Annotated in this window: 18 protein-coding genes; 5 read left to right on the plus strand and 13 right to left on the minus strand. The window is 32.4% G+C overall.

The window, feature by feature from the left end:
* Positions 1–10 precede the first annotated feature (10 nt).
* Genes AAGD19_RS00795 through AAGD19_RS00805 form a run of 3 tightly spaced genes read left to right on the plus strand, consistent with a single transcriptional unit; the run spans position 11 to position 8,946 of the window.
* The gene (locus AAGD19_RS00795; protein ID WP_341747915.1) at positions 11–2,950 is read left to right on the plus strand and encodes a type IV secretion system protein; all 2,940 of its coding nucleotides are present in this window, start codon (positions 11–13) and stop codon (positions 2,948–2,950) included.
* Between the two features lie 47 nt (positions 2,951–2,997).
* The gene (locus AAGD19_RS00800) at positions 2,998–5,685 is read left to right on the plus strand and encodes a type IV secretion system protein (protein WP_410520815.1); all 2,688 of its coding nucleotides are present in this window, start codon (positions 2,998–3,000) and stop codon (positions 5,683–5,685) included.
* A 27-nt stretch (positions 5,686–5,712) separates the two neighbouring features.
* The gene (locus tag AAGD19_RS00805; RefSeq protein WP_341747917.1) at positions 5,713–8,946 is read left to right on the plus strand and encodes a type IV secretion system protein; all 3,234 of its coding nucleotides are present in this window, start codon (positions 5,713–5,715) and stop codon (positions 8,944–8,946) included.
* A gap of 356 nt (positions 8,947–9,302) precedes the next feature.
* On the opposite strand, the gene AAGD19_RS00810 is transcribed toward AAGD19_RS00805, so the two are convergent.
* From AAGD19_RS00810 to AAGD19_RS00860, 11 genes are all read right to left on the minus strand, one after another.
* Positions 9,303–9,443: a hypothetical protein gene (locus AAGD19_RS00810; RefSeq protein ID WP_341747918.1), complete on the minus strand. Its 141-nt coding sequence runs from the start codon at positions 9,441–9,443 to the stop codon at positions 9,303–9,305.
* Positions 9,444–9,600: 157 nt separating this feature from the next.
* On the minus strand, positions 9,601–10,338 hold the full coding sequence (gene lptB, locus AAGD19_RS00815) for an LPS export ABC transporter ATP-binding protein (protein WP_410520816.1): 738 nt from the start codon (positions 10,336–10,338) through the stop codon (positions 9,601–9,603).
* A 22-nt stretch (positions 10,339–10,360) separates the two neighbouring features.
* Positions 10,361–10,732, minus strand: a complete 372-nt coding sequence (locus AAGD19_RS00820) for an LptA/OstA family protein (RefSeq protein WP_341747919.1) — start codon at positions 10,730–10,732, stop codon at positions 10,361–10,363.
* Between the two features lie 82 nt (positions 10,733–10,814).
* Positions 10,815–11,447 carry an LPS export ABC transporter periplasmic protein LptC gene (gene lptC, locus AAGD19_RS00825; protein WP_341747920.1) on the minus strand — a complete coding sequence of 211 codons (633 nt, stop codon included), beginning with the start codon at positions 11,445–11,447 and terminating at the stop codon, positions 10,815–10,817.
* Positions 11,448–11,532: 85 nt separating this feature from the next.
* Complete coding sequence (locus tag AAGD19_RS00830; RefSeq protein ID WP_341747921.1) at positions 11,533–12,489, minus strand: KpsF/GutQ family sugar-phosphate isomerase; 957 nt, start codon at positions 12,487–12,489, stop codon at positions 11,533–11,535.
* Between the two features lie 246 nt (positions 12,490–12,735).
* On the minus strand, positions 12,736–13,344 hold the full coding sequence (locus AAGD19_RS00835) for an outer membrane protein (protein WP_341747922.1): 609 nt from the start codon (positions 13,342–13,344) through the stop codon (positions 12,736–12,738).
* A 150-nt stretch (positions 13,345–13,494) separates the two neighbouring features.
* Positions 13,495–14,226, minus strand: a complete 732-nt coding sequence (locus AAGD19_RS00840; protein ID WP_341747923.1) for an outer membrane protein — start codon at positions 14,224–14,226, stop codon at positions 13,495–13,497.
* Positions 14,227–14,768: 542 nt separating this feature from the next.
* Complete coding sequence (locus AAGD19_RS00845; protein WP_341747924.1) at positions 14,769–15,074, minus strand: RNHCP domain-containing protein; 306 nt, start codon at positions 15,072–15,074, stop codon at positions 14,769–14,771.
* A gap of 155 nt (positions 15,075–15,229) precedes the next feature.
* Complete coding sequence (gene xth / locus AAGD19_RS00850) at positions 15,230–16,009, minus strand: exodeoxyribonuclease III (protein ID WP_341747925.1); 780 nt, start codon at positions 16,007–16,009, stop codon at positions 15,230–15,232.
* Between the two features lie 75 nt (positions 16,010–16,084).
* Positions 16,085–16,552: a DUF2269 domain-containing protein gene (locus AAGD19_RS00855; protein WP_341747926.1), complete on the minus strand. Its 468-nt coding sequence runs from the start codon at positions 16,550–16,552 to the stop codon at positions 16,085–16,087.
* Between the two features lie 3 nt (positions 16,553–16,555).
* The gene (locus AAGD19_RS00860; RefSeq protein ID WP_341747927.1) at positions 16,556–17,845 is read right to left on the minus strand and encodes an SDR family oxidoreductase; all 1,290 of its coding nucleotides are present in this window, start codon (positions 17,843–17,845) and stop codon (positions 16,556–16,558) included.
* Between the two features lie 300 nt (positions 17,846–18,145).
* Between AAGD19_RS00860 and AAGD19_RS00865 the strand changes: the two genes are divergently transcribed.
* Complete coding sequence (locus AAGD19_RS00865) at positions 18,146–18,811, plus strand: bifunctional (p)ppGpp synthetase/guanosine-3',5'-bis(diphosphate) 3'-pyrophosphohydrolase (RefSeq protein ID WP_341748409.1); 666 nt, start codon at positions 18,146–18,148, stop codon at positions 18,809–18,811.
* 268 nt (positions 18,812–19,079) lie between these two features.
* Here AAGD19_RS00865 and gmk read toward each other — a convergent pair whose 3' ends face one another.
* Both gmk and AAGD19_RS07440 read right to left on the minus strand, forming a co-directional pair.
* Complete coding sequence (gene gmk / locus AAGD19_RS00870) at positions 19,080–19,709, minus strand: guanylate kinase (protein WP_341747928.1); 630 nt, start codon at positions 19,707–19,709, stop codon at positions 19,080–19,082.
* On the minus strand, positions 19,687–19,881 hold the full coding sequence (locus AAGD19_RS07440; protein ID WP_341762615.1) for a DUF465 domain-containing protein: 195 nt from the start codon (positions 19,879–19,881) through the stop codon (positions 19,687–19,689). The genes gmk and AAGD19_RS07440 overlap by 23 nt, the downstream gene beginning before the upstream one ends.
* A 95-nt stretch (positions 19,882–19,976) precedes the next feature.
* Between AAGD19_RS07440 and AAGD19_RS00875 the strand changes: the two genes are divergently transcribed.
* On the plus strand, positions 19,977–20,564 hold the full coding sequence (locus tag AAGD19_RS00875) for a UbiX family flavin prenyltransferase (protein WP_341747929.1): 588 nt from the start codon (positions 19,977–19,979) through the stop codon (positions 20,562–20,564).
* Positions 20,565–20,602: the final 38 nt, after the last annotated feature.

Consider the following 20,602-nt stretch of genomic DNA (forward strand, 5'->3'; position numbering starts at 1 on the left):
ATATTATTGTATGAAAGGAAATTTATCAAAACTTATAATAGTATTAGGCATAGCATCTCTAGTGGTTAGCGTTGTTATGGTATTACTTGCAATGATAGGGTCAGTAAAAATTACCAACGGTTGTCTCCTTAGATATGATGAAGACGCAAAAGGAGGTAGTACTGATCGTATTACTAATACAATCATGCTTAATGCAACAGCAAACTATACTGTAATTACTAAAACAAAACCAGATGGGTCGCTTGAAACTGAGTATGATCCTAACCGTTACGGAGAATGGTTAAATACTAACCTAGCTGTTACAAATGAACAGGAGATTAAGTTTAAAATAGATGGTAATATAAGCCTTTGCAGGGCTTATGTACCAAAGAATAATATTCAACAGCTTTCAGATTTGGATGACAATGGTAACAAAGTTGCCATTCCTAGGGTTGAAGAAACTAATGTAGAACCGCTATCCTTAATTTTTGATGCTAAAACTGATGAATGGCGAAATATAGCTGAATTGTTTATTAACGATAAGGTCATAATATCAGTTTCACCGGATCACAAGAAATTGCCGGATTTGCCAAATAATATGGCTAGTGTAAAAAATATCTTTAAGCTTGTTAAGCAAGATGGTGAATTTAAAAATTTTATAGAGACAGCAGATTGTTCAGAAGGACAAAAAACATATAGTCCATTATGTGGTAGATACTCGATATATTCCGGGCAGTATGTTAGTGGTTGTAAGTGGCCAGCAAATTGTAACAATCCGAATGATTGCGTTAATATTAATCCACATGAGGTGTGTTGGAGTAAGCCATATGACTGGGAATTGCCCTCGACTGTTTGTAACATAGATCCATTGCATGTAGGAAGTTACTGGAAAACAATATGTGATAAGACTCCTTTTTGGGCTAATGTGATGAGTACAGCACCAGAATCTTATCGTGATGACGGTTTTTTTACTTCGCCTTGGTATGATAATACTGATAAGCTATTTACTAATTTCTACCCTGAATGTTCTAACAATTCTAGTGCTTCATCTCGTAGATGTCCTGATGTTGATCATAGCATTAAAGATAAAGCTTACATAGAAGGAGAATACCAAAATAAAAGATATTTTTGGTATTCTGCCGATGGTCCAACAGGTCTGTTATATAGAATGGATAACAGTGAGACTCCAACTAATGCAAAATCTTTAGGGACAGGCTATGAATTTGCTAAAATAATTGCTGGAAACAAAGATTATGATCCAATAAATAATAGTAGAGCTGCTAATATTAAATATCAAACCATTTATAACGGGACTCTAGCTGGTAATGCAAAGAGCTATTTACAATATCGCTTATGGTCAAAAGATGACAAATATACCAATAATACTGGTGGCTATGTCTTAAACATTAAGCAGACCAAATGTCGAAGAACTAATGGTGAGAGTTTTGATGATGTTGTAGCTAATCGTGGTAAAGTGCAATATTTAGTAGTACCATATGACGAAAATCCTAACAAAACTGGTACAATTTATAGCACTAGTAATATTAAAGTGGATGATGCAGATGGTAATGCAAAAATTACTGCGAATGCCAATGGATATCTATGGATGAGAATTTACAATAAACAAGAGGATTATAAAGAAAGTTATGGTAGATACCAAGTACAATTCTTTACCTCAGAAAAAGTTGGTAGTTTTACTTTAAATATTTTAACCCCTTTATTTGAGTTATTAAAAGGCAAAATCAAGAATGCAGCTGTGATGATTTTTAAGAACATGACTTGCTATGGTGGGGGAGTTACTACTTGTACTAACTTTTTTAACTATATAAAAGCCGTATTAATTCTTTACGTTATGTCATACGGAGCAATGTTTTTACTAGGTATGGTCAAAATCAACCAACAGGATTTGGTAATTAGGATAGTAAAAATCGCTATAGTTAGTGGTTTAATGAATGAAAGTACTTTTGAATTTTTCAATAATTATATATTTGATTTTGTAACTAATTTTTCAGATGGAATTATCTCCAATATGAGTGGCTATAGCATGTTTTCATCGACGAATAAGATAACAAATCCTTTCATGTTCCTAGATGCATTAATGAGTAAAATATTGTTCAGTAAAACTTTTGCTGGTCAAGTGCTTTCTTTAATCTCTATGGGTCTTAGTGGATTGATTTATTTTGTTATAGTATTTATTGCTACAATGATAGTAATCATCACCGCTCTTCGAGCCGTGGCAGTTTATATTATGGCATTTATGGCAATCGCTATATTAATTGGTGTAGCTCCATTATTTCTTACGTTTATGCTATTTGATTTCACTAGATATTTATTTGATAATTGGGTGAGGTTTACTTTTAGATATATGATAGAGCCAGTAATTTTAATGGCAGGAATTATTATACTTACTCAGTTATTTACAATTTATTTGGATTTTGCAACTGGTTATAGTGTGTGTTGGAAATGTGCTTTACCTATAAAAGTTCCATTTCCTGCTATCCCAGGTCTTCCTGCGATTTTCTCTAATTTAGAGATTTTTTGTATCAATTGGTTTGTACCTTGGGGAATGGATTCTCGTTCTGGCATGATGGGTTTGAATATGCAACATTATATTGCATTAATTATGATTGCTTATGGAATGTATGGTTATGTTGAATTTTCTGGAAAAATGGTGGCAAAGTTGACTAGTACCGCTGGACCTTCTGCAACATCTATGGGGCATGCAATGTCATCGGCAATGGAACAAGGAGCTTTAAAAAAGGTTGGTTTAGATCAGGCATCTAGAGATACAATTAAGAAAGAAGCTGCCGGTAGATTAAAAGATAGGAATAAAGCAATCGATAAAGGGAATAAAGCTAGGTCAAAAGGTGATACAAAGGATAGTGATGGTAATAATAAGGATCAGAATCCAAGAAGTGGTGTTGAGAGTGGTAGTGGTAATGAAAGTGATTCTAATGCGAATCCAAAGTAATAACTGAAAATGAAGTGAATAGGATGAGAAATTTCAGGTATCTAATTTTGTTGGTAGATTTTCTATTTAAAGGGCAACTGTTTATTGCCTTAGTAGTTCTATTAGCCTGTAATCCTGTCAAAGCTGATGATAGTGAGAAAGATGCTAAATTTGATTGGATGAGTTCGAGTTTAAGTGGACTTGCAGCTCTATTTTCAGCATGTCTAGAAGTACCAAAATTCAATAGTTTTCAAGAAGGTAGCATTTCTTTAGACCTTACAAAACCAAATGAATGGAATTCTACTGGTAACTATGTCAAAAAAGATAAAGCCATTAAGTTTGACTGGAGTACTAGTGGAGCTGTAAGTAGTCCAAGAAAATACCGAGTGATGTACCGTATAGATCCAAGGTTCAATAGACCACAAATATTTATTAAAACTTTTAATCATTTAACTAAAAAGTATGAAGCTACTAATTTTCCTAAATTTAAGGCAACTGATCCAACTAAAGATTATATAAGTCTAGCATTTAGCAAAATGCAGAATTATGTAGACTATTTTAATTTTGTTGAAAATCGTCAGAAAATTCGGGTAGAAAAAGGTGATGTAATAAATATAACTCTTGCAGGAGCAGGAGATTTTTTTAGTGTAGCTACTGACGAAGATTTTTTAAAGTCAGAGCTTGACAATAATATGTTAGGAATTCCGTCACTTTATACAAATAGCAACCTTGATAATAAAATACTATATTCAACTGCAGAAAAATTGTGTTATTCTATTGACCCCTCAAGGGATAAAGTGTGTCAGGGTACTGGAGCAAGTACCAAATATAAGGCTTTAGATAAGTTAGTATTAGTTGGTAAACCGTTAACCCAAGGTTCTATACAACAGATTATTACAATTTGTCCTGATTTTGCTAATGATAAAGATAACTCTCCAGTGTGCTTCTATGATCAAGGGAGAGGGATGAGGATACTAGTAAATAACCAGATTATAAAGAGAGAAGCGGAAAGTTTTGTATATTCTAAATTTCTAAAAAAGAGTTTCTTATATTATAAATCTGATATTGCTGGAGATTTAGATTTTTTAACTGATTGGTCAATCCAAGGCATGTTTACCTCCCTAGACAAACCTTTAATGAGTGATTGGATTGGAGCTTTTTCAGATATTAATGAACTTAGTTCTTATATTAGTAGCCCAGCTGTAGACTTAAGTAGTAGTTTTTTACATTTTGGACGCTACATTATGATGGTGGAAATAGGTAATGGTGATAAGAGTATTAGTGATGCACAACAAAAAGACATAGAAGTTGAATATGTAATAATGAAAGATGGTGGGACACCACTTGCATCGCTAGTGGGTACACAAATCAACCAAGATTTTGCAACTGATGCTGACAAAGATGGCTATTTATGGGTTAGAGTAAAGAATCCTAATAAAGAGGTAATGGGGTTAATTAAGGTAAATTATGCTAATTATACGGGGAGTACTTGGTTTTCAGATATTGTATATAACGGGGCAGTTAAACCTATTACCGATGAGTTTCATAAATTTACTATGAATTTTTATACTAAACTAACTAAAAATGTAACATTACACCGAATCATAAAAGCTGCATTGATTCTTTACGTAATAATATATGCTTTAACCTTTTTAGCGGGTGCTATTCAAATAACTGCCAAAGACTTATTAACAAGAATTATAAAAATAACTTTGATAGTAATACTAATAGGAGATGATAGTTGGAACTTTTTCAATAATTACTTATTTAATGCCTTTATTAAGGGTACTGACTATCTAATGACCAATGTAGTAGGGCTTACTAGTTCTACAGTTAACATTTTTGGTTTTATTGATCCAATATTTGATAAATATACCAATGGCAGATTTTGGGGGCTTTTATTTATACAATTACTCCAAATCCATAATGGTCTTACTTTTGTTGCTATCATAACTATTTATTCTCTGACGCTTTATTTTAGAGCTATTTTGGAAGTTATCATAGGTTACGTTATAGCATATATTAGTCTTGCGGTTATGATATCTTTAGCACCATTATTCATAATTTTGGTACTATTTGAGAAGACAAAAAGCATTTTCGATAACTGGTTATCTACTTTATTTAGTTACATGATGCAACCAACCATATTATTAATATTTTTTCTATTAATAGATCAGGTGATGTCTGAACAACTTTTAAAAATTGTGGTAAGAGCATGTTGGGATAGTACGTTCATCCCAATAGAGATAGGATTAGATTTAACGCATATGAACATGCCGATTAATTTTTCGTTTAAATTACCATTTTTACCTGGGATACCTTTCTTTGCACCGGATGTTACGGAAATTAATAATGCACAGGATTTATTAAATTCTACCGGGACATTCTTGGTAATATTTACCAGTAGCTTGTTATTCTATGCTTATTGCCTAATGTGTTATGGACTCGTCGATTATGTGACTATAGTAGTTGCTCAATTGACCAACGTAACACCTGCAAGACAAGAGGGTGATTTCCAAAGGCCTGATAATCCTACAAAATCTATTATGCAGGATATGGAATCTGTGGCAAGACCAGTCAAGGATCTAGCTTTTGCTCCAGCTAGAATATTTAAAGATAAGGTGATAGATCAAAATTATAAAGCTAGGAAAAGTGATCTTGACGGCAAGAAAGAATATACTGGCAAAATATTTGCCTCAAGAAATGATTTAGACACTGGTGGTGAAGCAGATGATGGATCTAATAAAAAGGAATAATTACTATTTAATCCTAGGTTTTTATAAATGAAGAATATTTTTGCTATTTTATTAATTTCTATGTTGTGCCTTTCAGGATGTACTGGCGATAGGTGCATTGATGCAGATGATTTTGGCTTTATAAAATTTGTAATTTCTTCAAGATATAAAAAAGAAGAATTAAGTGGTCAACAACAAGATAATCAAACAGCTCCTTGGATCAATACTGGATATAATGTAAATGGTCAACCACTTACTATATTGGTAAAAACTTGGGATTATTCTAAAGGAGATAAAAACAACTCTACAGAATTATCAGCTTGGAGTGCGTGGTATGGTCAAGAAAAGAATACCAATACTTTATCTGAATTTTGTAAGAGACTACAAATATGCCAATTTATAGATGGCAGGATGTGTACTAGTAGTAAGGATGCCAAAATTAGTAATGCACCGTGTTTATTTAAAAATGGTGTAGGGCTATACATGTTAATTGCTGAGCGTGATAAAAATCCTAATCTCTCTTTGGATACACAGCGTACACCCTATGGCATTACCGCCCACCTTGGTGAACCTCTTGTTGGTTATGAACTTTATGATCTTAATAAAAGAGGGGAATTAGTAAAAGCTGGAGGAATAAGTTATCAATATGAAGGTGAGGATAAAGTTAAATACGTTCAATGCCCATTATATTTTAAGATTTTAGATAAATTTTATGATGATAATAATGGTCAGTATCGTGTAGTTATTAAATCTGGGGTCACTGACACTAGACCTGACCCTATTGAATTTTTAACGAATTTAATAAAAGCTGAGTTATTTGGTGATGGTAAGAATCATGGGCTAGTTAGGTCAATTTACGAGGGTATTATTAAAACACCAGGGTATCGTGTATCTGTTTCGGCTCTATTAACTTTGTATATTATGTTTACAGGGTTTTCTTTCCTGATTGGCAATGTTAATCTCACACATACTGAATTAATAATTAGAATAGTAAAAGTTAGTATAGTATCTACGTTACTTAGTTCAACTAGTAGCTGGCAATTTTTTCATGATTACTTATTCGTGTTTTTTATGGAAGGGGTAGAGGAAATATTACGAATAATTAAAGAAACAGCGGCTACCGGACCTGGGTCTTGGAGTATTATAGGTTTAATGATAGCCCCGCAAACTATGGCAAAATTATTTTCATTACTATTTGTCGATCCGTTAGGATTTATATATATAATTTTATTCTTGATAGCCCTTTATTTTATCTTCATGATGGTATTTAAGGCTACTATTATATATCTTACGGCACTGATAACCGTTGGGATGATTATCATAATGGCTCCAATATTCATTTGCTTTATGTTATTTGGTATCACGCGTTCATTATTTGAAAACTGGTTAAGACAGCTGATTTCCTATGCACTACAACCAATTATATTATTTACTGGTATTGCTTTTATTTCAATGATTATCAGAACAGAAATATATTCTTCACTTGGTTTTGGGGTATGTAAGTATGACTTCCCAAATTTAGGTCCGATAAATGACATATTTGGTAGTATGAATGAAGATCTAGACACTAGTCTTGGAGACTCAATATTTTATTGGTGGTTTCCATCTCCAATGAAAGCTGGCAAATTTTCTAAAACAAAGGCTAATATATTAGTGCCTGTTGATCATCGCATCGATGATGGCTCGCCTGATGGCAACCTATGTTTAGCTTATCAATGTATCGAAGAAAGATATGTTGAATTACCATTTTTAGATTTAGTCCAAGATGTAAGAAGAATTGATAATTTTTTCAGTGGTCACTTTGTTCAGCTGGATGGATTATTGTTAATTTTTGTATGTGTTTATTTACTAAGTAAATTTAATGATATAGCTGTTTCAAGTGCTAAATTCTTATCTAGCACCTCAGGTAATCTAACAAATTTACAAGCAATTGGACAAGCTGCTTTTGCCCCTATTCAACAGCAAATAGAGAGACCTGCAAATTATGCTTTCGGTGCTGTCAAGCAAAGGGTAGATCAAGTAACTGAGAAGGCAAGTATGTTTGTTGCCGATCAGTATGAAGATTGGATGATGGGGGGTGTAGCCCAAGAGGCACTTGACCCAAAAGCAGTAAAATCTAGTGTTTTAAGTGAAGTAAAAAGAACTTATGGTATAGATTATAAAGACGTTAATGTTAAAGATGGAAGTGATTATCAAAGGGCTATTAGCGAGGTTATGGAAACTATTAAACCTGATGGACAAGTTAAAGAATTTACTGGCAGTAGTTATGCAGAACTTAAGGATCATTTAGCAGCTCTTAAATTTGGAGAAGGTAAAAAATATGATTCTCTTAGCGAAGAGCAAAAGAAAGAACTTAATGATTTAATGAAAACTAAAGATGGTAAAACTTTACGAGAATTAGCGAGTGATGCAAAGTTTACCCAAGATTTCCAGCAAGCTTATGTGGATACACATCAAGCAATGTCAGCAAGGGGAATAGGGTTATTTGGTAAAAATATAGCACCTCTCAAAAGTTGGCAAGAGATGAATAGGCGTGTTGATGAAAAGAGAGAGCTACGTGATAAGAAGCGTAAAAATATAGGAGAGAGAATATATGCTGGTTATGAAGGATTAAAACGAGAAGCACTTACTGCTATTGTTGGTAAAGATTTACGGGATGCTTTTGAGGGTAACTTAACTGGAGCAGAGTGGGAAGATTTTAATTATAATGATCCAAGACTTAGAACCCATAGTGAATCACTTAAGGATCAGCAAATATCTTTGGAACATCAAGAACTTCTAACTAAAATCAATAAAGAAACCATTGCTGTTCAGGAAGATATTTCATCTCCTGAATATCTAGCCAAGCTTGAATTACAGGGTAGAACAGCAGATATTGCATATTATGCAGAACTATCTAACAAAAAACTTGCCTTTGAGATATATGATGCTTTAGCTAAAGGTGAAGGTGATAAGGGGGAGAATCCCGTGTTGATGGGCGAGCGATTCATGCGAGAAAAAGCAACGGATACTCAAACTCGTAATATGATTGACAGTGCTTATAGAATTGAGCAGACACTAATAGATAACGATAAATATGCACGCAGACAAGAACATTATGAAATTATGCGTGAGAAAGCTGAAGCTAATGGGGATAATCAATCTTTAGAGTATAGTAAAGCAGTATTAAAGAAAATAGAGGAAAGAAAAGAACTTATTAAGAAAGAAGTTATATCTCACATTGATGGAATTAATCAATATCGCTTAAATGCTAAAATGCCTAAATATGAAAAAAATGATTAACTTTTTCAAAGCAAAATGAGTGCAAAATAATAGTCTCTTACCCCTTGCCAATCACTACTATGTCACCCCGCAGGGGTTAAATATATAAACACCTCCTCTTTCAGGAGATTTTTTTAGATCCCCGCCGTAGCTCCATCGTTTTGACGTTAGCACTACAATTGTAGCATTAAGTATAGCATATATTTTTTAGGTACTAATAGATTTTTGAAAATTTTGTCGATAACAAGGTGTATGACCGTATTTGGTAACAAGGTAATTGTTCGTAAATAGAGTATAAGTCTCTCTCAATTAGAAGAGAGAGGTTATGCCAAGTAAGACAAAAATATTACAATAGGGGGTCAAAACCTGATTACAATTTACACTCCTTCTATTTCTTCTGCCATATTTTTATATTTGCTTCCTCGACACAACATTAATGATTTTATTATGCCCTTGAACGTATTTAGTCTTGTATCTTTCATCTCAAAATGATTATATAGTAATTCGGCTAGTAACATAGAGTACCACAGATTTTTTTGTGTTCAATCTAAAATACTCTATTTACTAACTCTTGCAACCACACCATCTCTTTTGTCCAGTAGTGTGGACAACTAGTACGTGAGGAGCGGAGATCATGAAGTACGACGACGTGATGATTAGTTTTCGGAAATGGTATTACAAACAAAAAGATTGCCCTAGATATACTTCCTTTACTTGATAGCTTGTGGCTATTTCTTGTGGAGTTCCTTCTAATAGGACTTTTCCTTCGTAAATAACATAGGCTCTGTCAACTATATTAAGAGTATCTCTAACATTGTGATCGGTAATTAGGATGCCGATATTGCGGTTACGTAAGTGAACAATTAAATTTTTAAGATCCTCAATTGCTAACGGATCAATGCCTGCAAGTGGTTCGTCAAGCATAATAAATTTGGGATCTAGTGCTATTGTTCTTGCGATTTCTAGCCTACGTCTTTCTCCGCCGGATAATCCTATTGCTGGCATGTCTTTTAGATGAATAATAGAAAATTCTTTAAGCAAATCTAATGTTTTTTGTTCGATAATTTCTTGGTCATTTTCTAAAATCTCTAGCATTAATCTAATATTATCTCCTACAGATAGCCCACGAAAAATTGATGGTTCTTGAGGAAGATAGCTAAAGCCAAACCTAGCTCTTAAATAAATTGGTAAATGAGTAATATCATGATCATTATAAAATAATGCTCCACTATCTGGTTTGGTAAGTCCTATAATAATACTAAAACAGGTAGTTTTACCTGCACCGTTTGGACCAAAAAGACCAACTATTTCTCCTGTTTTTAATTGAAGAGATACGTCGTTTAGGATCACTCTCTTATTATAAGATTTTGAAATACTACTTACTTGTAATTTCTCTATTATTAAATGCGGCATACTTTAAAAATTTCTTACATAACTAATTTTTTGATTTGCTATAATCTATATTATTGAGTTCCGTATAATATACTAGTTTGTCAGTTTTTATAATACCATCCTTATTCTGTACTATTACATCACCAAGCAGTACTAGTTCTTTTCTTTCTACAAAATATTTTGCAGAAGTAGCAGTTAGTAACTCTTGACCATTACTCCTCTTAGCAATCAATCTTGACGGTATGGAGATGTAATCAATAGTTTTTTTATTATCAACTGTTTTATAAAAAATTTCTAAATTAGTTGTTTTTACCATCATATCATCAAACCACAAAATCACCTCTCCTGTAAAACAAGCTTGATTCTTAGTTTGATCAATTATTAAATTGTCAGAATGAATATATAATCTATCCATACTCGAATGCTTTGAGTACGGATGTTTCCCATAAGCTACGGATGAACTCATGATTAGAAAAAACAATACATAGCAAATCATGCTAAAAATCCGATACATCAATAACCGTCGATACATTACCTTTGAAATTTATAATATCATTATCATGTGTAGCACTAAAATTATTAGAAGTAATTTTACAATTTTTATAAGATAATACCACTCCTGTGTTACTATATGTTTCTTTATTTAGTAGATTCAGTTGTGCTTCTTGTGCTTTTAATGTGCTTTCTCCTAAAAAAAACTGTACATCATTTTCTAATTTTAATATGTGACTACTCTCATTCAATATACCATTTTTTGCACTGATCACTAAGTATTTGTTGTCATTTATTTTATATGTAGCATTAATTTCTTCTAGTTTATATTGATTACCTAAAGTCCTAACTGCTTGCACAGTCTGAATCTGGTAAGGATTTAAGTTTTTATTGAACCCCTTAAAAATTGAATTTGAAATTTTTATTTCATAATCTTTATCATTTGGATTAAAAGCACTATTGCTACTATTATCCTCCGTTGATTTTGAATTATTACTGATAGGATTTAAATTTATATAAATTAAACATAAGGTTAATATTATTCCTAAACAAGATAAGATCTTTGATAGACTAATTGAACGTCTATAAGATGAAATGATAGCACTACTACCTTTATCTATGAAGGGAATCTTAACCATAATATTGCCAACATTATACGCGAATTTTGGATAAGAATTAATTAATTCTTATCTAGAATTGGGGTAACATTATCATGGACATTCATCAACTAATTCCTGCCCTAAGTAAGTCATGGATATGAACAATACCAATCACCATATTATTTTCAGTTACTGGTATGCTAGTAATCGATTTACTATTCATTATATCTAAAGCCTCTCCCGCTAATTTTAAAGGAGAAATTTGTTTTGGATTAGAAGTCATTACATCGCATGCATACTTCATATCTATTTTATCATTAATATGTCTACGCAAATCTCCATCTGTTATAATACCAACCAAACTCAAATCTTTATCTACCACTATAGCACATCCAAGACTCTTTTGATTCATAACCAATATAGTATCGGTAAATGAGGTATCAGCATATACTAAAGGCAACTGATCTTTCACCCGCATTAAGCTCTCTACCTTTATAAGATTCGCTCCAATCTTCCCCCCAGGATGATACAACCGAAAATCATCTTCAGAAAAGCCTCGTGCTTCATGTACAGAAGTAGTAAGTGCATCTCCAAGAGATAACATCATTACTGAAGAAGTTGTTGGAGCGGCAATATAAGATGCTTCATTGATTCTTGGTATTAATAATAGGAAATCACTATTGATTGCTATAGTAGAGTTGGCATTCATAGTCATGGCAATTATTTTTATAGAAAATCTCTTACAATATTTCATTATATCAAATAATTCTCTGGTCTCTCCTGAATTAGACAACATAAATACTACATCATTGTCAGTTACCATACCAAGATCACCGTGGCTAGCCTCAGCTGGGTGCAGATAAAAAGCAGCCGTACCGGTAGAAGCAAAACTTGCTGCTATTTTATGAGCTATATAACCACTCTTTCCTATACCGGTTAAAATAACCCTACCTTTACAGTTAATTATATAATCTACTATATTGTTAAAATCACTAGGAATATTATTAGATAATTCAACTAATGCAGCAGATTCTTTTAATATAACCCTTTTGGCAACATCACAATGGTATGGTATTTTCATATAGTGTCCGAATTGTTCAATGATGTTATTCCACAACTGTTGAAAGTTAAAAAATTGTCTATTAGCGAAGTGCTGTTGTAAGTCTTAAACCGTCTATTAGCGAGGAGTCGCGAAAAAGCGGCGACGCGGCAATCCAAGTACGCGAAGCGTTACTCTAAAAAAACAGCCTCGCTGTTTACCTAGATCGCTACGGCATCTAAAGAGCCTTACTATGACGATTATAGAAAAATGTAGGGTACTATGATATTACACATCAAACCTAACGGCAAGTGATACATTATGACCTTTATATGCTAATGACTTAATATGATTTTTTATTTCTTTTGTGCTACCAAAATCTTTCCAACTGTAAGCTGCTTCAACTTTTACTCCTGGGGCTAACTTTGTAGCAGCTCCAAGAGTAAGCTGGTAGACTAGGTTATTTTTTTTACCACCAGAAACTGATACACCATTATTCTTAGTAATTTGGTTTTTTAGTTGACCAACTCCAGCACCAGCACCAACAAAAAATTCACAAATACTTATATCAACAATATCCACATAACCATTAAGCATTAAAGTAGCAATTTGAGGCTTAATTTTTGAGTCTGTACCGGCAAAAGAATGCTTAAATTGATGATTAGCAATCCAAGCAAGCATGAGATCAGTTCTAACATTATCTAGAATATAATAACCCAAACCTCCGCCAAGAAACATAGCGGTATTTTGCTTTAGTTTTTTATCATTTAACTTAATATTAGCCATTTTATTCGCCCCAACCTCTGCTTTCAAATAAAATTGATTTTCAATAGCCAAAGAGGAAAAAGAGACTAAAAGTGAAATAGCTATAATCGTTACTAAGAGTAAATTTTTCATAATTCTATTTTTTAATTTACATTTTACTATAAATTAAACTAATCCGCTAGCTTATTTTCAAGATAACCCTACAAATAACAAAAGAAGAGGGTTACCAAAAACCCTCTTCTTTTGTAGAACAAAAATAATAAATCTATAAATTATTTACTATTAGATATCAAATCTTAAGCCAGCCATTAAATTGTGACCTCTGTAAGCACTCTCTGATTTGCTTTCTTTCCCTTTCCCATGTTTTGCTGCTCCATAATCTCTCCAGCTATAGGCAAGCTCAACATTTATACCATCAGCCACATTAGCAGAAGCACCAACACTCAACTGATAAGCAAAATTATTAGAATTCTTAGACTTTGTGGATATATCGATTGATTTTCGATTAACCTCTGTAGTGTTACGTGTAGTCACTATAGGTCCATTTAGAGTTGCTTTCTCTTTTATTTGAGCCATACCAACACCTGCTCCTGCAAAGAACTTAGCAAAACCTGCATCATACAAATCAACATAACCACTGAGCAACAATGATATTACTTGCCCTTTACGCTTTGATGCTAGAGTTCCTTGGAGCTTTGTCTCCTCTTTTTCCATCGCAGCAGTAATAGAATCTTTGAATTCTACATTAGGAAGGAAATCAAGTGTCAATTCTGCTCTAACATTATCCATTGCATAATAACCAGCACCAAGACCAACAACAGCACTTCTTTTAACTTTCTGTGTCAAAGATAAGTTTTCCATTTCTTTAGGTAATTTAGGTAATTTACCCTTTTCTTTATTCAACATAGCTGCACCACCTTCAGCTTTAAGATAAAACCCCCCTGTTTCAGCAAAAGATGTAGCAGAAGTTAAAAGAGCCATACTTGTAGCAGCGATTAAAAACAACTTTTTCATAATATTTCTCCTTAAATTATATAGACAAGAATTCCCTTATTAGATTCTCAAATAATGCCCGTGAAACACAAATCTCTCCAAATTCCACTTAGGCTACCTAGTTCGGTATATATAGCATACTATTTTCTTTAAGACAAACTAAAAAACTATTATGAGCATTAATCAATAGTGTTATAGAGATACTTTGTGGCAATAAAAACACAACAGACTGAATCTGTAGCTAACCCGAAAATGTTTGAGCCATCGTAATGGTGATAGAATTTATGCCATTGCCCTGATATTACGCGAATTCAGGATAAGAATTTGTCAATTCTTATCCCAAGGTGAAATTATCGAAACAATCAGATTTGAGACGGCTCTGCATCTGATTGTTAAATTAATATTTTGCTAAAAACATGATTTTAAAAGATTAAAATCATGTTTTTAGCTTTAGAAAGGTTTAAAATGCATTCGCGTTAGCCGCTTTAAGAATGCATTTTTCCTTATATTAAAGCCAATTAGGGATAAGAATTAACTAATTCTTATCCCTAATTGGGGTATATTCAGGCATAACTGAAAACATCTAGCAAATTCTCTACGCTATCTGTGCTTGCAAGCTTGTTGTTTTTATATTCTCCACATTTAAGGCATTTATGAGTTAGAATTATGCCCTTTTTACTGTCGAGTTTATAGGAAACTGGCTGCATTAGTCCATTACATCTAGAGGCTCTATCCCCAGGGTTAATATCCACATGTTTGCTATAGAAACATGCTGAACAATGGTTAGTATAGCCATTTCCTTGTACCAATTCACTACATATATCACAAATAAAATCTTCTTTATTTCTATAAAACTTTTTTGTAACCATTTTTTAACTTTTTTTTGGCAATACATGCTATTTTTTTAGCCCCCTATTTACGCAAGGAACACCCTAGGCTATTAAACCGATGTCTTACATCACCCCAATTTGGCATAAGAATTGACAAATTCTTATGCCGAATTCGCGTACATCGATATTTGAGGTTAACTAATGATAGCAACAACGGGTATATGATCAGAAGGCTTAATTTTAGTTCGTAGATTATAATGCATGTAGCAATCATTTAGATAATCTGCAACATTGCTTGATGCAAGTATCATATCAATACGCATACCTTTATTTTGTTCAAAGCAACCTGCTCTATAATCCCACCAAGAAAATTCTTGCTTAGTAGGATTTGATAATCTATATAAATCCTCAAAACTAGAATTTAAAATAATTCTCAATCGTTGTTTTTCTTCATTAGTAAAACAAGTAGTATTTTGTAACTCTTTTGCTGAGTATACGTCAATATCAAAAGGAGCAATATTAAAATCTCCTCCAACTATCACCTTAGTATCAAGAGTTCTTTTGGATTCGAAGTAATTAATTAAATTATCATAAAATTCTAATTTCATTTTAAATTTATCACTACCTACCAATGAACCGTTAGGTGCATATAATGAAGTGATACTACAAAAACCTATAGGAGTTTGTAGAGATATTTCTATAATCCGTGCTTGATTAGTACAATTAATACCCGGAAAGTCTTTTACCACTTCATCAGCTGGAAACTTTGATAAGATAGCTACACCATTATAGGATTTCTGACCATACACATAGAAATTATATGCTAGATCTGATAGTTCATCAAAAGGAAACTTATCAGTCTCACACTTGATTTCTTGTAACAAAACAATGTCTGGATCTACTTCTGTTAAAAAGTCCCGTAAATGTTGTAGTCTTATTCTTATAGAATTAATATTCCAAGTAGCTATTTTCATTTCTAATTCCTAATGTACGTTTATATGCGAATTTGGGATAAGAATTTGTCAATTCTTATCCCGAATTCGCGTATTTTACATCGGCTTAAAAACCATTAAAAAGAAAATAATAACTAGGCTGATAAATGCTGGCCAGCCAAGATAAAACCATAAATTAAATAATTTATAATACTGTGCTGGTAATTGCTCATTATTTTTTAATGTTTTGACTGCAATATTCCGTAATTGTATTTGAATCCATACTACTGGTAGCCAACATGCCCCTGTAATAGCATATCCTAAATAAGTTAGAACAAGCCATAAATCAAAGAAATCATATCCAACTATATTGATTAATATTATGCCGCTAATTGGTTGAATAATAGCACTAGTGGTAGTAAAGAGAAAATCGGCAATAACCGTAGTACGTGCTGCATAAATTTTGGCTGCTAAATCCCCGGTTTTATTCGCCCACCACATAAAAAAAGCAATACCAATACCTGTACCAAACAAAATAGTGGAGCTAATGATATGAATAGTTTTGACGACAGAATACCAATCCATTATTTATCCTTTTCTATAGCAAGTAAGACAAAGAGTAAGAAGTATTATAGGAATATTTTTAGTCAGTACCCCCAAGGGTTCTAGCCATAAATCAGGCTTAAGAAAGGTTAGAAAAAATGTATAAGCTAGCATTAATAAAATCTGTAGTATACATACTCCTATAATTCTTGGCTTAATAATCATCAGAGTTCCAAGAATTATATCAGCAAGACAGCTTGAATATAACATAATTTGTGCAATTTGCTTGCTAAATCCTAACTCTGTTATTATTTTCAGACCTCGTTCTGAAGTAAAAACCCCCGTAATGACGCCTGTCATAATCCAAAATAAACCTAAAATGATTTTTAATAGTGGTTTCAACAAAAAAAGTCTTGCATGCCATAGTGATTGGACAGTAAGAGGTTCAGTGGCTAATCCTTGCTCAAAATTTCTTGGAACGACAGAAGTAAAATTGATAAAATCTTTCTTATCGGCAATATTTGGTTGTAATAACATATTATATGAAGTGCTATTAAGTGGCCCTATACTAAAAAAGTCTCCTAACTTAGCTGCAATTCTAATGAATGTTAAAGGAATCTTTATTAGTTTGGCAGGATCTAGACCAAGCCAGCTCCTAAAATTAATCAATATATCTTTTACTGTAACTATTTCTGGACCAACTATTTTTAATACTCTACAAATTTTTCCTTCTCTTTTAGTGCAATTAACAACCACTTTAGTTAAGTCATCCATATGTATGGGTTGGAATTGTTGTGATCCATCTCCTATTAAAGGAATAAACCAAGGTAAAGCTGAAAGAGATCTAAATAATGAAGTACCTCCATAACAACCACTTGTATACACAAGCGATGGTTGTAAAATCACCCCATCAATATTTTTTAAAGTTTTTAAATAATTGTCAATTTTTTTCTTTGTTATAGCATAGTCAGTAGTTTTCTCATTATCTATACCAAGAGCTGAAATATGAATAATTCTTTTTACTTTAGCTAAAATACATGCATCAAATAAAGCTTTTGGACCAAAGAAATGAACATTCTCTATTTTGTTGTTATTAGTTGAAGTTAACACTCCGGATACATTAATGACTACATCAATATTTTGTAAATTGTTAAGCCACTTTTGTTGATCAGTATCATTGTTAAAATCACAAGCTAAAATTTCTAGGTTAGGAAATTTTCTTTTAGTAGCTTTTATATCTCTAACTGCACAAACTACATCATGATTATCTTTTAATAACTCAGCGGTGATATATGAACCAATAAAACCATTAGCACCTACTACTAAAACTCTCACCCTATCCTCTCTATAACATAGCAAATTCAAATCAACTGATTGTATAATAACATAAAATAACTAAACACTAAGTACATTAATCTCAATTCGATATAAAAATTGTTTAACAAATTATATCATTTGGAAAATCTTTCTTATTTATAAATTAATAATTTGATCTTGACAGAGTAATAGTTTTTATTAATATTACAGGTATATTCGATGCTTTTGAAGAATTGCCTTCGTAAATACTTGCGAATTCTTGATAGTAAAGTATATATAATAATCTAAATCAATAATTAAAGTAACAGTGTGCATTTTATGTTATACGAGGATATTGATAATTTACACAATATCACTGATATTATTAGTACTAAATTGCAAGAGAATTCTATAGTAGCGAAGATATCTTGCAGATTAAAAGACCCTTATTCTATCGTAAAGAAATTGGTAAGAAAAGGTATTGGTTTTTATCAATTAACTGACCTCATTGCTTTTAGAATTATAGTTGATACGCTAGAAGACTGTTATAAAGTACTGGATATTATTAATGATATATATCCTAGTAACCATGAAAAATATAAAGACTATATTGTTAATCCCAAAGATAACGGCTATAGTTCCTTGCATATTGTGACTACTATTGGTATATCTAGACGTAATGTGGAAATACAAGTACGGACTAGTCAAATGCATGATATAGCAGAGTTTGGCATCGCTAATCATGGTGAATATAAAGAAGCACAAGAAGCAAGGATAAAAAAATTATTTTCTCCAGAATTACTTAATATAATTGTTCTGCACATCGGACTAAATAATTTATATAAACTTTTTGAACAATTTAATTGGACTATGTCTGAACTGGTTGCTTACGAACAAGAAATTAAAAATTTTTGGGATAATTTTCAAGATAACTTGCAAACAATACAAGAGCAATTTATAAAAGAAATAAATAATGTAGAACCGTTAGAGAGAAATTTTGTCTAACTAATCCAAGGTTGGCGGTTGGCTAACCCTATAAATATTTGTGGGTAATAGTAAACTCTACTGTTTGGAATAACGTCCATAACTGTCGAAAGTTAGTAAATAAATACATCTTCTCTATACGTCTATTAGCAAGGAGGGTTGTAAGACCGATGAAGCAATCCAGTAACATCATTTATCTATAGGTTGTTTCCTAGATTGCTTCGCTTATGCTCGCTAATAGACGCTGTGGTATAGGTATTTGTAAACTTTCAACAGTTGTGGGATAACATCAGAGTTGGTCATGCCAATCATTATAAAACTTGCCTAAATCAAGTCTTATTCTTTTCGATCGCTCAGCAGTGATTATAGAATATATTGTTTCAAGAGTGGTATCAAAATCATCGTTAATAACTACGTAATCATATTGTTTGGCATAATACACTTCTTTAGTGGTCAATTTCACACGCAACTTTATTGATTCTTTACTATCTTGCCCTCTATTTTTAATTCGTTGTTGCAAAATACTAAGACTCGGTGGCAAAATAAAAATTGTAATTACATTTGGCAAGGTTTTTTTTATTAGCTTTGTACCTTGCCAATCTATATCAAACAAAACATCTAACCCTTGACTTAGTAAGTCTTCTACAACTTTTTTAGGTGTTCCATAATAATTATTGTAAATATTTGCATATTCAAGAAATGCATCTTGCTCAATTAATTTATTAAATTCCTCTTTGGTCTTGAAATAGTAACTTACTCCATCAACTTCATCTGTTCTTGACCTTCTAGTAGTTGCAGAAATGGATAATCTAAGATTACTGTCGATTTTTAAAACTGCTCTAGCTAAGCTAGATTTACCAGTAGCCGAGGGCGAAGACAAAATAATAACTAATCCTTTACTTCTGAGAGATAGTAGCATTCTTGGTGAAACCTTTATATAGCAATAGAATTTTATCTTTTAATATTAATTTTTGTTTCTTTAACTGCCTGACTTTAGTATTATCTTGCAAATGCAAAAATCCGGTATTTATTAGTCTTTCTAAATCATTATGTTTTTTTTGTAAACTTTGTATGTGGCTCATGAGACTCATCTGCAAACTCCATAATCAGTTAAAAGCTTGGTTTTTTGTAAACCAAGCATCATTTTAATATAAGCAAATACACTTTGAAAGGAAAAAATATAGCTATGACTAGCGATAATAAAAAAAAATTACTTGTGGCAATCTCTGGAGCTTCTGGAGCAATATATGGTATAAGGTTACTTGAGATTCTGAGGCAGATAAATATTGAGAGTCATCTAATTATTTCAAAATCTGCTCATCTTACCATATTACATGAGACGAATTATTCCATAGAACAAGTAAAAGATCTAGCAGATTACTGTTACAATCTTTCTGATATTGGTGCTAGGGTTTCTTGCGGTGCTTTTAGGACATTTGGTATGCTCATAGCTCCATGTAGCATGAGAACTCTTGCATCAATTGCTGGCAGTATTGAGAATAATTTAATCAGTAGAGCAGCAGGGGTTACACTAAAAGAACGAAGAAAACTGGTGTTGATGATAAGAGAGACTCCTTTACATCTAGGTCATTTAGAAAATATGTTAAAAGTAACGAATTATGGTGGGATAATTGCACCTCCAGTACCTGCTTTTTATAGTTTACCTAAAACCTTGGATGACATGATAAATTATTCAATTTCGCGGGTTCTTGATATTTTTGATATTAATACTGATTTAATAAAACGTTGGGATGGTATGCCTACAAAAATTTAAAATCTATTAGTGCTTGAAAAATATCTGCTATAATTGTA

Origin of the sequence: Candidatus Tisiphia endosymbiont of Dascillus cervinus (assembly GCF_964026405.1) — a bacterium.
Taxonomy (GTDB): domain Bacteria; phylum Pseudomonadota; class Alphaproteobacteria; order Rickettsiales; family Rickettsiaceae; genus Tisiphia.

Coding starts and splice junctions, on each gene's coding strand:
- AAGD19_RS00795 (WP_341747915.1), top strand. CDS start 11: ATGAAAGGAAATTTATCAAAACTTATAATAGTATTAGGCATAGCATCT.
- AAGD19_RS00805 (WP_341747917.1), top strand. CDS start 5,713: ATGAAGAATATTTTTGCTATTTTATTAATTTCTATGTTGTGCCTTTCA.
- AAGD19_RS00810 (WP_341747918.1), bottom strand. CDS start 9,443: ATGTTACTAGCCGAATTACTATATAATCATTTTGAGATGAAAGATACA.
- lptB (WP_410520816.1), bottom strand. CDS start 10,338: ATGCCGCATTTAATAATAGAGAAATTACAAGTAAGTAGTATTTCAAAA.
- AAGD19_RS00820 (WP_341747919.1), bottom strand. CDS start 10,732: ATGGATAGATTATATATTCATTCTGACAATTTAATAATTGATCAAACT.
- lptC (WP_341747920.1), bottom strand. CDS start 11,447: ATGGTTAAGATTCCCTTCATAGATAAAGGTAGTAGTGCTATCATTTCA.
- AAGD19_RS00830 (WP_341747921.1), bottom strand. CDS start 12,489: ATGAAAATACCATACCATTGTGATGTTGCCAAAAGGGTTATATTAAAA.
- AAGD19_RS00835 (WP_341747922.1), bottom strand. CDS start 13,344: ATGAAAAATTTACTCTTAGTAACGATTATAGCTATTTCACTTTTAGTC.
- AAGD19_RS00840 (WP_341747923.1), bottom strand. CDS start 14,226: ATGAAAAAGTTGTTTTTAATCGCTGCTACAAGTATGGCTCTTTTAACT.
- AAGD19_RS00845 (WP_341747924.1), bottom strand. CDS start 15,074: ATGGTTACAAAAAAGTTTTATAGAAATAAAGAAGATTTTATTTGTGAT.
- xth (WP_341747925.1), bottom strand. CDS start 16,009: ATGAAAATAGCTACTTGGAATATTAATTCTATAAGAATAAGACTACAA.
- AAGD19_RS00855 (WP_341747926.1), bottom strand. CDS start 16,552: ATGGATTGGTATTCTGTCGTCAAAACTATTCATATCATTAGCTCCACT.
- AAGD19_RS00865 (WP_341748409.1), top strand. CDS start 18,146: ATGTTATACGAGGATATTGATAATTTACACAATATCACTGATATTATT.
- gmk (WP_341747928.1), bottom strand. CDS start 19,709: ATGCTACTATCTCTCAGAAGTAAAGGATTAGTTATTATTTTGTCTTCG.
- AAGD19_RS07440 (WP_341762615.1), bottom strand. CDS start 19,881: ATGAGTCTCATGAGCCACATACAAAGTTTACAAAAAAAACATAATGAT.
- AAGD19_RS00875 (WP_341747929.1), top strand. CDS start 19,977: ATGACTAGCGATAATAAAAAAAAATTACTTGTGGCAATCTCTGGAGCT.